Genomic DNA, 11,773 nt, shown 5'->3' with positions numbered 1-11,773 from the left:
TGGGTGGTTTAGCGTACTTATATGTCTCACCCTGAGCAGGAGCCCGACCGGTCCGAGCGTGAAGAGCAGCAGCACGGCGCCCACGGGAGGACTCCCACCCGGGGCGAGCGGTGGTCGTCGTTCAAGGAGTCACCCTTCCTGCCCGCGATCGTGCTGGTGTTCATCCTGGCCGCCGCAGCGGGGCTCTTCGCGGGTTCGTACACGTACTCCATGGCGAACCCCACCCCGCACCGCATCCCCACCGCGGTGGTCGGCGCCCAGGAGGCCACGCGGGGCAAGGCGTTCCTCGACGGCATGGAGAAGGCGCTGAACGCGTCGCTGGAGGTGCACGAGTACGACAGCATCGGCGCGGCGCGGACCGGGGTGGAGGAGCAGAAGGTCTTCGCGATCCTCGCGGTGGCGCCCGGGGACAAGGTGACGTTCGACGTCTCGGGTGCTTCCGGGGCCTCGGTCGCCCAGGTGCTTGCCGAGACGGCGCCGAAGGTGGGCGAGAAGGTGGGGGTGCCGGTCACGGTGAAGGACATCAAGCCCCTCCAGGAGGGCGATCCCCGGGGGCTCGCGATCTTCTACATCTCGCTGGCCGCGGTGATCATCGGCTTCGTCGGTGCGATTCAGCTGAGCGTGCATGCGCGGGGGCTGAATCCGGCGGAGCGGATCGGCTTCACGGTGCTGTACGCGCTGCTCGGCGGGTTCGTGATCGCGGCGGTGGTGGACTGGTGGCTGGGGGCGGTGAATCTGCCGTTCGTCGAGTCGTGGCTGATCCTGGCGCTGACGATGTTCGCGTCGGGGATGGTCTTCACGATGTTCAACACGATGTTCGGGCGCTGGGCGATGATTCCCACGTGGGGGCTGATGGTGCTCCTGGGCAACCCGTCGTCGGGCGGCGCGGTTTCGTGGCCGCTGCTGCCGTCGGTGCTGGGGCACATCGGGCGGTGGCTTCCGCCCGGGGCGTCGGTGAACGCGCAGCACACGGCGGTGTACTTCGGGAACCATCAGCACGCGTTCCCGTTTCTGGTGCTGGCGGCTTGGGCGGTGGTTGCGTCCGCGGTCTTCTGGGTGTGGCGCCACCGGCATCCGGGGGGCCGGGAGAGGCCTGCTGCGCATGCGGCTGTGGGGTGAGGGTTCGTTTTGGGGGCGGGGGAGTGCCCGGGGAACGGCGAAGGCCCCGTCCAGTGGACGGGGCCTTCGGGGAAGTGGCTGGGGCCGGGATCGAACCGGCGACCTATCGCTTTTCAGGCGATCGCTCGTACCAACTGAGCTACCCAGCCACGCGATTCAAGGAATCGCAAGCGGTCCTGACGGGATTTGAACCCGCGGCCTCCACCTTGACAGGGTGGCGAGCACTCCAAACTGCTCCACAGGACCAAGCATTGTGCGAGCACTAGTCTCGCACAAGGTGTTGCGTGCCCCCAACGGGATTCGAACCCGTGCTACCGCCTTGAAAGGGCGGCGTCCTGGGCCACTAGACGATGAGGGCTAAGGGCCCACCTGGGCGCTTTGCAGCGCGTCGGGGACGTGAGAAGCATATGGGATGCGGGGAGCTATCGCCAAAACGGTTATCGGGGGGCCGGGGAGCCGCTCCCCGGGGAGCGGCCGGGAGGGGGCGGCGACGGCGTCGCGCCCGGCTGGTTCTCCTTCGGCAGATGGCGGCTGACCTCGGCCTTCGTCAGTCCGAGGCCGCCCAGTTTGATCTCGTCCCAGGCCTGGAGGCGCCGGGTGTCGCGGTCCAGGTAGAGGACCGACGTCTCGACCGGGTCCGGGTACTTGCCCTCCACCGCCCGCAGCCCGCTGCCGCCCGTCGACCCCTCCACGCGCAGCCGCGTCCCGCCGTCCATGACCTCCATCTCCTGGTGGTGCACGTGCCCCGCGAGGGCGAGCGGCACCTCGCCGTCCGTCTCGCGCGCGGCGTCGGGGTTGTGCGCGACGGCGATGTCGACGGGGGTGCCGGCCGCCCGCTGGTCGCGCAGGGCGGAGGCGAGGCCGATGCCCGCCATCTCCTCGACGGGCTTGCCCTCCGCCCGCACCGAGCGGTCCGGCGTGTGCTGCGGGTCGCCCGTCCCGGCGAACCGCAGGCCCGCCACCGTCGCGGCCCCGCCCTCGTCCAGGACGTGGACGTTCTTCATGCGCTGCAGGTACCGCTGGGTGGTGAGGGAGTCGTGGTTGCCCCGCACCCACACGTACGGAGCTCCCAGGTCCTCGATCGGGTCCAGGAAGCCGTTCTCGGTGGAGCTCCCGTGGTCCATCGTGTCGCCGGAATCGACGATGACGTTGATGTCGTACTGCTCGACGAGCGAGGCGATGATCTTCCAGCTCGCCGGGTTGAGGTGGATGTCCGAGACGTGCAGGACGCGGATCGTGGACGGGTCCGGCTGGTACGCGGGGAGCGTGGACGTCGCGTCGTACAGCTTCGTCACGTTGGTGACCAGGCGTGCCAACTCCTGCTGGTAGACGTCGAATTCGCTCACGATGCTGCGGGCGTTGCCGACGACCGAAGGGGCGCTGCTGAGCAGGCCGGAGAACTTCGGTTCCAGGACCGACTTCGGGTTCCACGTCGCGTACGCCGCCGCGCCCGACGCGGCGAGCAGCGCGAGGGCGAGACCGCCCGCCGCCAGGGCCCTGCGCGGGCGGCGGTAGACCGCGAGGCCCAGCGCGGTGGCCCCCGCGACGACGGCGGCGCAGGAGCGTACGGCCAGGTCGAGCGTGCCGTGACCGACGTCCTGCGTCACCTCGTCCTGGAGGCCGGAGAGCCGCTCGGGGTGGTCGACCAGGGCCTGGGAGCGGACCGGGTCCAGGCGGTCCACGTCCACGTCCAGGCGGATGGGGGCGATGTGCGAGCGCAGTTCGAGGGCGCCGAGCGGCGATACGTCGATCTTGGTGCCGCCGGTGAGCGAGGGGCGCAGCGTCATGCGCGTGTCCATCGGGCCGACCGGCGCGTGCACGCTGCCGACGATCAGCAGGCCGAGCCAGGCGCCGAACAGGACGACCGCGATCAGGCCCACGGCACGGCCGTACGGATGGGGAGGGCTGATGAGCTCGCCGACCGGGTGCGGGTGGCGGGAGCGGTAGTGGCGTACGAGAGCGGCGGGCGCACGGAAGTCGCGGGCCATTGGGCCGGTATGCCCAGGGGGAGAGGCGGCTATGCGGGGTGGTGGCCGACAATGGGGGTGTGCTGGAGATGACGCGGGAAGAGTTCGAGGAACTGGTCGCCGAGGCGCTCGACCGGATTCCTCCCGAGTTGACGCGGTTGATGGACAACGTGGCGGTGTTCGTGGAGGACGAACCGCCCGCCGATGACCCGGAGCTGCTCGGGCTCTACGAGGGGACTCCGCTGACGGACCGGGGCGAGTGGTACGCGGGAGTGCTGCCCGACCGGATCACCGTCTACCGCGGGCCGACGCTGCGCATGTGCGGGTCGCGCGAGGAGGTCGTCGCGGAGACCGAGATCACAGTGGTGCACGAAGTCGCACATCACTTCGGGATCGACGACGAGCGCCTGCACGCCCTGGGATACGGCTGACGGCCGCGGGCGGTCGGCGGCGGCGGTCGTCGTCGTCCGTGTCCTCTTGCCGGGCAAGGGAGTTGGGTAGGACGTCCCCGCTTCTCAGCGCCTCGGAGGTGCTCGGCCGTGCGCCAGTTGTACGTTCCTGTCCGGTTGGCCGCGGCGGCAGTGGCCGTCATGGCGACCGCGGGCTGCATGAGCATCGGTGACGACGGGGGCGGCGAGCCGGGCCCCGCGCGCTCCGCGGGCGGGGGCAGCGCGGCTGCCGCCCCGGACGGCGGCAGCGTCACGCCGGGTGGCGGGGAGGCCGGCGGCCCGGACGCGGGCCACGCCGACGCGAAGGGCGGCAAGCACGGAAAGAAGGGCAAGAAGGGCAAGGGGCGCTCCGGCAAGGCGGGCGAGTCGGGTTCCGATGCCGCCCAGGCCTCCGCCTCCGCGTCCGGGGGTGGCGATGGACCCGCCGCGCCGACGAAGGGCGGGCGGCCCACACCCACCCGTACGAAGCCGGACCCGCCGCGCCCCACACCGACGCCCGAGCCCCCGAAGCCGGACCCGACGCCGACTCCCGAGCCCACTCCGGAGCCCTCGTCGTCGGCGCACGAGGAGCCGAAGCCGGACGCACAGCTGGGGGAGCGCTCGCAGGGGCTCAGGAGCCGGGAGCCTTCGCCGGAGGCCGGGCCCGCTTAGCGTCGGGGGCGGTCCCGTGCGGGGGCGGTCCCGTGCGGGGGCCGGGACGAGCGGGGACGGTTCAGGCCCTGTCCAAAACCCGCTTCCTCGCAGGTGAGACGGGCCGTGGGGGGTGGAATCCAAGGCACCCCTGAGGGTGTGGTTTGCCTTCTGGGGGGTCTGTGGGTATGGTGGTAGATCGTTTGATCCCATTTGCCCGGCGCCGAAAAAGAAGAGCGCCGCGTGGCGCGTACTCTCCCTTGCCGTGGCTGACCGCATAGAGGCGGTCCATTGCGAAATCACGGAGTTGACGGGCGCGTGCCGAGACTCCGGAAGGTTTCGCATTTCGCATGTCCATTTCTCATTCTGACCACGCCGTCCTGCCCGAGAACGAGACGACCGACGAGCTGACGGTGGACGCGGTCGAGGCCGCTGTCGAGACCACCGACGCCGTCGAGACCGTCGAGAACGTCCAGGCCGCTGACGTCGTGGAGGCCGCCGAGCAGGTCGTCGCCGAGGCCGATGAGCCCGCGACCGAGGCTGCTGCCGAGGCCGACACCACCCAGGCCGACACCACCGACGACGCCGAAGAGGCCGAGACCGGTCCCACCTTCAGTGACCTCGGGCTGCCCGAGGCCATCGTCCGCAAGCTCGCCCAGAACGGCGTGACCTCGCCCTTCCCGATCCAGGCCGCGACCATCCCGGACGCCCTGGCCGGCAAGGACATCCTCGGCCGTGGCCGCACCGGCTCCGGCAAGACCCTCTCCTTCGGTCTGCCGATGCTCACGACGCTCGCGTCCGAGGGCCGCACCGAGAAGAAGAAGCCCCGCGGCGTCATCCTGACCCCGACCCGTGAGCTCGCGATGCAGGTCGCGGACGCGCTCCAGCCGTACGGCGACGTGCTCGGCCTGAAGATGAAGGTCGTCTGCGGCGGTACGTCGATGGGCAACCAGATCTACGCGCTCGAGCGCGGCGTCGACATCCTCGTCGCCACCCCGGGCCGGCTGCGCGACATCATCAGCCGTGGCGCCTGCTCGCTCGAGAACACCCAGATCGCGGTGCTCGACGAGGCCGACCAGATGTCGGACCTGGGCTTCCTGCCCGAGGTCACCGAGCTGCTCGACCAGGTCCCGGCCGGCGGCCAGCGGATGCTGTTCTCGGCCACGATGGAGAACGAGATCTCCTCGCTGGTCAAGCGCTACCTGACCAACCCGGTGACGCACGAGGTCGACAGCGCCCAGGGCAACGTCACGACCATGACGCACCACATCCTCATCGTGAAGCCCCGCGACAAGGCGCCCGTCACGGCCGCCATCGCCGCGCGCAAGGGCCGCACGATCATCTTCGTCCGCACCCAGCTGGGCGCCGACCGCATCGCCGAGCAGCTCTGCGAGTCCGGCGTGAAGGCCGACGCACTGCACGGCGGCATGACGCAGGGCGCTCGTACGCGCGTTCTTGAGGACTTCAAGAAGGGCTACGTCAACGCGCTCGTCGCGACCGACGTCGCCGCGCGAGGCATCCACGTCGACGGCATCGACCTGGTCCTGAACGTGGACCCGGCCGGTGACCACAAGGACTACCTGCACCGTTCGGGCCGTACCGCTCGCGCGGGCCGCTCCGGCACGGTCGTCTCGCTGTCCCTGCCGCACCAGCGCCGTCAGATCTTCCGTCTGATGGAGGACGCGGGCGTCGACGCCTCGCGTCACATCATCAACGGCGGCGGCACCTTCGAGCCGGAGGTCGCCGAGATCACCGGCGCCCGTTCGATGACCGAGGTGCAGGCGGACTCCGCGGGCAACGCGGCGACCCAGGCCGAGCGTGAGGTCAAGGACCTCACCAAGGAGCTGGAGCGCGCGACCCGTCGCGCGACCGAGCTGCGTGAGGAGGCCTCGCGCCTCACCGCGCGTGCCGCCCGCGAGCGTGGCGACGACCCGGAGACCGCGGTGGCCGAGGCCGCCGCTGCCGCCGAGGCCGTCGTCGAGGCCGCTGTCTCCGTCCCGGAGCAGGCGCCCGCCGCCGCCCGCGAGGAGCGTTCCTCGTACAGCCGTCCGCAGCGCGACGACCGCGGCAACTACGAGCGTGAGCGCCGTGACGACCGTGGTGGCCGTTCCTTCGAGCGTCGTGACGACAACCGTGGCGGTGGCTCCGGCTTCCGTGGCGGCGACCGTCGTGAGGGTGGCGGCGGTTTCAACCGCGACCGCGGCAACGACCGTGGCGGCCGTTCCTTCGAGCGTCGTGACGACAACCGTGGCGGTGGCTCCGGCTTCCGTCGCGACGACCGTCCCTCGGGCGGCGACCGTGGCGGCTTCCGCGGCAACGACCGTCGTGACGACAACCGTGGCGGTGGCTCCGGCTTCCGCCGTGACGACCGTCCCTCGGGCGGCGACCGCCGTGAGGGTGGCGGCGGTTTCAACCGCGACCGCAACGACCGTGGCGGCTCCGGCTCCGGCTTCCGCCGTGACGAGCGTCCGTCGGGCGGCTTCCGTGGCGGCGACCGTCGTGACGACAACCGCGGCGGTTCGGGCTCCGGCTCCAGCTTCCGCCGTGACGACCGTCCCTCGGGCGGCCACCGTGGCAGCGACCGTCCGTTCAACCGTGACCGTCGCGACGACCGTCCCGCCGGCGGCGCCCGCTCCGGCGGCCACGACCGCCCGGCGTTCAACCGCGACCGCTCCGGCACCGGCACCGGTTCCTTCGGCCGCCGCGACGACAAGCCGCGCTGGAAGCGCAGCTGAGTCCGAGCAGGAGCGCTGAGTGCCGAGCACTGAGCACTGAGCTCTGAAATACGGCAGCGGGCCCGTCCCTTCGGGGGGCGGGCCCGCTGTCGTATGCGTGCCGTATGCCAAACGTGACGTGTGTCATGTCCCTGCCGTGGGCAACGCTCGTGCATGAAACCACCACCCGGCTCAGACGAGGAACGCCTCGCCCAGCTCGGCTACACCCAGGTGCTCGCGCGCCGCATGTCCGCGTTCTCCAACTACGCGGTCTCGTTCACGATCATCTCGGTCCTCTCCGGCTGCCTCACGATGTACCTGTTCGGCATGAACACCGGCGGGCCCGCCCTGATCACCTGGGGATGGGTCGCGGTCGGCCTGATGACGCTGTTCGTCGGCCTCGCGATGGCGGAGATCTGCTCCGCCTACCCGACCTCCGCGGGGCTCTACTTCTGGGCGCACCGCCTGGCGCCGCCCCGCACGGCCGCCGCCTGGGCCTGGTTCACCGGCTGGTTCAACGTGCTCGGCCAGGTCGCCGTCACCGCGGGGATCGACTTCGGCGCCGCCTCGTTCCTGGGCGCGTACCTGAATCTGCAGTTCGACTTCCAGGTCACCGAGGAGCGCACGATCCTGCTCTTCGCCGCCATCCTCGTACTGCACGGCCTGCTCAACACCTTCGGTGTGCGCATCGTCGGGCTGCTCAACAGCGTGAGCGTGTGGTGGCACGTCATCGGGGTCGCCGTCATCGTCGGCGCGCTCGCCTTCTCCCCGGACTCGCACCAGTCGGCGTCCTTCGTCTTCACCGAGTTCGTGAACAACACCGGGTGGGGCAGCGGGCTCTACGTGGCGCTGATCGGGCTGCTCATGGCCCAGTACACCTTCACCGGCTACGACGCATCGGCGCACATGACCGAGGAGACGCACGACGCGTCGACCGCCGGGCCCAAGGGCATCGTCCGCTCCATCTGGACCTCCTGGATCGCGGGCTTCGTCCTGCTGCTCGGCTTCACGTTCGCCATCCAGTCGTACGACGGGGCCCGCGAGTCGGCGACCGGGGCGCCGCCCGCGCAGATCCTCCTGGACGCGCTCGGAGCCACCACGGGCAAGCTGCTCCTGCTCGTCGTCATCGGCGCGCAGCTCTTCTGCGGCATGGCGTCCGTGACCGCCAACTCCCGGATGATCTACGCCTTCTCGCGGGACGGAGCGCTGCCGTTCTCGCACATATGGCACTCCGTCAACCCGCGTACGCGCACACCCGTCGCCGCGGTCTGGCTCGCGGCCCTGGGCGCGCTCGCCCTCGGCCTGCCCTACCTGATCAACGTCACGGCGTACGCGGCGGTGACGTCCATCGCCGTCATCGGCCTCTACATCGCCTACGTCATCCCGACCCTGCTCAGGCTCCGCAAGGGCGAGGAATTCGAGCGCGGCCCGTGGCACTTGGGCCGCTGGTCGCGCCCGATCGGCATCGTGGCGGTGGCCTGGGTCGGCGTGATCACGGTCCTCTTCATGCTGCCGCAGGTCTCCCCGGTCACCTGGAAGACCTTCAACTACGCCCCGATCGCGGTCCTGGTCGTCCTCGGCTCCGCCGCGACCTGGTGGTTCGCGTCGGCGCGGCACTGGTTCCTCAACCCGGACCACGAACGGACGGCGACCCGCGAGGCCACCCGCAACGCAGGCCAGGACCCCTCCGCCCGCTGAGCGCCGAGCCGCCTCCCTGGCCCGTCACGGAGCGCGCGACGGGCCAAGGAGGCGATACCCGATCGGATGGCTGGGCCTGTCCGGCTATGCTCGGGGGGTGCGTCCGCACGGACCGTTAGCTCAATTGGCAGAGCAGTGGACTTTTAATCCATTGGTTGTGGGTTCGAGTCCCACACGGTCTACCGAATGATCAGCCCCTGACCTGCGGCGAAAGCCGGAGGGCAGGGGCTGATCACTTTCCCGCCCGTGGCAACGGGAGGATTTCTGCCTGCGGCCTGTCATGCGGGGCGGCTCTCGCTACGCTGGGATGTCGCGGCTGACGTCCGTCGCGCCGTACGAGGACCGACGAAAGCGGGGTCGGAGGGTATGGGTTCCACAGTCGGTGAACTCCTGGTCAGCTTGCCCGCGGCGGCGAACCAGGAACAGCGCCGGGAGTGGGCGGTTGCCTGCGCGCAGGCGCTGGGACTCGGGGGGATGTCCATCTCCCTGGGGCAGGAGCTGGTGTGGTTCAGCGACGGCATCAGTGAACGCCTGCAAGACCTGCAGTTCATCCTGGGGCAGGGGCCCAGCCAGCGCTTTCAGGGTGAGACAGAGGTACGTCAACTGCCCGACCTCGGCCGTCTCCTCGCCCGGCAGTGGCCGCAGTTCACCGCCGAGGCCGAAGAGCTGGGGATCGCGGCGCTGTTCATCTGGCCCGTCCACATCGGCGCCGTGCAGGCGGGGACGATGACCGGCTACCGGCGCGTGGCCGGACCGCTCAGCGCGCAGCAGTCCGCGCAGGGCCAGTTGGTCGCCGACGCGCTGGCCGAGCATGTGCTGAACCACTGGCCGAGCAGTACCGACACCAGCAACGGGCCCGGTCACGTGGGGACGGTGGACCTCCACCGGGCCGAGGTGCACCAGGCCACCGGAGTCCTCAGCGAGAAGCTGGGCGTTCCACTGGCCGAGGCCCTGGACCGGCTGCGCGCCCGGGCCTACGCCTCGGGCCAGCCCCTGGCGGCCACCGCCCACACCGTCATCCAGCAGGAACTTCCGCAATGACGACGGACAGCCCGGTCAATGACACGGGTCACCCTTCATGCGGGAGTCAAGGAGTACACCCATGAGCAGGGAACAACACCTCGCCCGTACCTTCGTGGAACTGGCCGACACCCTCGTGGAGGACTTCGACGTCATCGACTTCCTGCACCAGATGACCGTGCGCTGCCAGGAGCTCCTCGGCGTCACGGACGTCGCGGTCTTCCTGTCCCACCCCAGCCTTCATCTGCACAGCCCCGCGCCCTGCGACCCCAGTCCAGGCCTTCAGCGCGTACTGGACGCAGCCTGCAACCAGGGTCCGGCCGTGGACGCCCACACGACCGCCCGGTCGGTCACCGCGCCGAGCCCCGCCGACGCTGCCGCACGCTGGCCGGAGTTCACCGCGCACCTCCAGGACGCCGGGTACACCCGCGCCACGGCCCTGCCGATGCGGCTGCGCCAGGACAACATCGGCAGCCTCCTGCTGCTGCACACCGGGGACCGGCCGCTGAACGCCGACGACCTCGCCCTGGCCCAGGCGCTCGCCGACGCGGCCACCATCGGCCTGATCCAGGCCCGCACCATCCGCCAGCAGCACACCGTCAACGAACAGCTCCACAGCGCCCTGCAGAGCCGCATCATCATCGAGCAGGCCAAGGGCATCCTCGCGGCCCGCAGTAACGTCACCCTCAACCAGGCGTTCGAAGCCCTGCGCCGGCACGCCCGGCACCACCGGATCCTGCTCAGCAACGTCGCCCGGGAGGTCATCGAGTCCGGGCTCACCCCCGCGACCGCCCCCGCCCGGCCGCGGACCGACGCGGCGGAGACCGAGTAGCACCGCACGAACGACCCGTACGGCTCCCGACCGGTCGCCCGAACGGACCCGCATCGCCTGCGCCCCCGAGGCCCACGGGCGACGCTGGGCCTGCCAGGTGGCCGATCCGGAGGTAGAGCATGGGTTCCGTACGACGGGCTCTCGTGATGGTGCTCGTACCGCTGCTGGTCGGCGTCTCGGCCGCCTGCGGCGGTGGCTCCGGCGGCGGCACCGACCGGGCCACCGAGCGGGCCCGCCCCGCCGAGCTGGCCTTCGAGCACCCCGGAGTACTCGTCAGCAAGGCGCAGCTGGACCGCGTACGCGCCCACGTCAAGGCGCGCGAGCAGCCCTGGCTGACGGCGTTCGAGCAGATGCGGGACAGCAAGTACGGCGCGGACGACTACACGGCCAAGCCGTACGCGGTCGTCGAGTGCCCGCCCGACACCCGCCCGGGGCAGGGCTGCGTCGAAGAGCGCGAGGACGCCATCGCCGCGTACACCCAGGCACTCCTGTGGAACATCACCGGCAAGCGCGCGCACGCCGAGAAGGCCGTGCAGATCATGGACGCCTGGTCGCGGAAGATCACCGGGCACACGGAGGCCAACGCGGGCCTCCAGACGGCCTGGGCCGCCTCCTCGTGGGCCCGCGCGGCGGAAGCCGTGCGCTACACCTACGACGGCTGGGGCGACGGCGAACTCCTGCGCTTCGAGCGGATGCTGCGCAACGCCTATCTGCCCCAAGTGCGCGACGGCGCGGCCGACTTCAACGGCAACTGGGATCTCCTGATGGCCGACGCGACCATCAGCATGGCCGTCTTCCTCGACGACCACGATTCCTTCGAGAAGGCGGTGCGGCATTTCAGGACCCGCGTGCCCGCCTACTTCTATCTGAAGTCCGACGGCCCGCTGCCCGTATCGCCCGCGGGCAGCGACATCAACACCGCGGCGAAGCTCCAGAAGTACTGGTTCGGGCAGAAGACCTTCGCCGACGGGCTTTCCCAGGAGACCTGCCGGAACTTCAAGCACGCCAGCTACTCGCTGGCGGCCACCGCGCACATCGCGGAGACCGCCTGGCACCAGGACGTCGACCTGTACGGCGAGGTCAAGGAGCGGCTGCGGGCCGCGCTCGAGTTCCACTCCAAGTACCAGCTCGGCGCGGAGGCGCCCCGGTGGCTGTGCGGCGGCAAGGTGCAGCGCGACATGGGGCCCGACACCGAGGTCGGCCTCAACCACCTGCGGGACCGGCTGAAGCTCGAGCTGCCGGAGACGGAGCGGTTCACGCGGGAGCGGCGGCCCGAGGGGACGGACGATCTGTTCGTGGCCTGGGAGACGCTGACGCACGCCGAGAACACCTGACGCACGCGCC

9 protein-coding genes and 4 tRNA genes are annotated in these 11,773 nt (G+C 70.6%); 9 read left to right on the top strand and 4 right to left on the bottom strand.

Annotated features, from left to right (window positions below):
• Nucleotides 1-21 precede the first annotated feature (21 nt).
• Nucleotides 22-1,119 carry an ABC transporter permease gene (locus tag ACFUPX_RS33050; protein WP_383331143.1) on the top strand — a complete coding sequence of 366 codons (1,098 nt, stop codon included), beginning with the start codon at nt 22-24 and terminating at the stop codon, nt 1,117-1,119.
• 75 nt (nt 1,120-1,194) lie between these two features.
• Here ACFUPX_RS33050 and ACFUPX_RS33045 read toward each other — a convergent pair.
• The 4 genes from ACFUPX_RS33045 to ACFUPX_RS33030 all read right to left on the bottom strand — a co-directional run bounded on the left by ACFUPX_RS33045 (nt 1,195) and on the right by ACFUPX_RS33030 (nt 3,107).
• Nucleotides 1,195-1,268: transfer RNA gene (locus tag ACFUPX_RS33045), tRNA-Phe, on the bottom strand.
• A gap of 22 nt (nt 1,269-1,290) precedes the next feature.
• A tRNA-Asp gene (locus ACFUPX_RS33040) sits at nt 1,291-1,365 on the bottom strand.
• Nucleotides 1,366-1,404: 39 nt separating this feature from the next.
• Nucleotides 1,405-1,477, bottom strand: a tRNA-Glu gene (locus ACFUPX_RS33035).
• Nucleotides 1,478-1,556: 79 nt separating this feature from the next.
• Nucleotides 1,557-3,107: a metallophosphoesterase gene (locus ACFUPX_RS33030; protein WP_383331140.1), complete on the bottom strand. Its 1,551-nt coding sequence runs from the start codon at nt 3,105-3,107 to the stop codon at nt 1,557-1,559.
• Between the two features lie 59 nt (nt 3,108-3,166).
• Here ACFUPX_RS33030 and ACFUPX_RS33025 point away from each other — a divergent pair, with 59 nt between their 5' ends.
• The 8 genes from ACFUPX_RS33025 (at nt 3,167) to ACFUPX_RS32990 (ending at nt 11,763) form a co-directional block, all read left to right on the top strand.
• The gene (locus tag ACFUPX_RS33025; protein WP_383331137.1) at nt 3,167-3,517 is read left to right on the top strand and encodes a metallopeptidase family protein; all 351 of its coding nucleotides are present in this window, start codon (nt 3,167-3,169) and stop codon (nt 3,515-3,517) included.
• 108 nt (nt 3,518-3,625) lie between these two features.
• Nucleotides 3,626-4,186, top strand: a complete 561-nt coding sequence (locus tag ACFUPX_RS33020; protein ID WP_383331134.1) for a hypothetical protein — start codon at nt 3,626-3,628, stop codon at nt 4,184-4,186.
• 329 nt (nt 4,187-4,515) lie between these two features.
• Complete coding sequence (locus ACFUPX_RS33015) at nt 4,516-6,900, top strand: DEAD/DEAH box helicase (protein ID WP_383331131.1); 2,385 nt, start codon at nt 4,516-4,518, stop codon at nt 6,898-6,900.
• A 153-nt stretch (nt 6,901-7,053) separates the two neighbouring features.
• Entirely contained in the window at nt 7,054-8,577 is a 1,524-nt protein-coding gene (locus tag ACFUPX_RS33010; protein WP_383331128.1) for an amino acid permease, read from the top strand.
• A gap of 109 nt (nt 8,578-8,686) precedes the next feature.
• Nucleotides 8,687-8,759: transfer RNA gene (locus ACFUPX_RS33005), tRNA-Lys, on the top strand.
• A gap of 184 nt (nt 8,760-8,943) precedes the next feature.
• Nucleotides 8,944-9,618 (top strand): ANTAR domain-containing protein, encoded by a 675-nt coding sequence (locus tag ACFUPX_RS33000; RefSeq protein ID WP_383331125.1) that lies wholly within the window; start codon nt 8,944-8,946, stop codon nt 9,616-9,618.
• Nucleotides 9,619-9,679: 61 nt separating this feature from the next.
• Nucleotides 9,680-10,429: an ANTAR domain-containing protein gene (locus ACFUPX_RS32995; protein ID WP_383331122.1), complete on the top strand. Its 750-nt coding sequence runs from the start codon at nt 9,680-9,682 to the stop codon at nt 10,427-10,429.
• A 119-nt stretch (nt 10,430-10,548) separates the two neighbouring features.
• Nucleotides 10,549-11,763, top strand: coding sequence for an alginate lyase family protein (locus ACFUPX_RS32990; RefSeq protein WP_383331119.1), 1,215 nt, complete (start codon nt 10,549-10,551; stop codon nt 11,761-11,763).
• The last annotated feature ends 10 nt before the right edge of the window (nt 11,764-11,773 follow it).

Source organism: Streptomyces sp. NPDC057302, from assembly GCF_042667685.1.
GTDB lineage: Bacteria > Actinomycetota > Actinomycetes > Streptomycetales > Streptomycetaceae > Streptomyces.
Note: the sequence above shows the minus strand (reverse complement) of the source record. Positions and strands in the feature narration are given on the sequence as shown.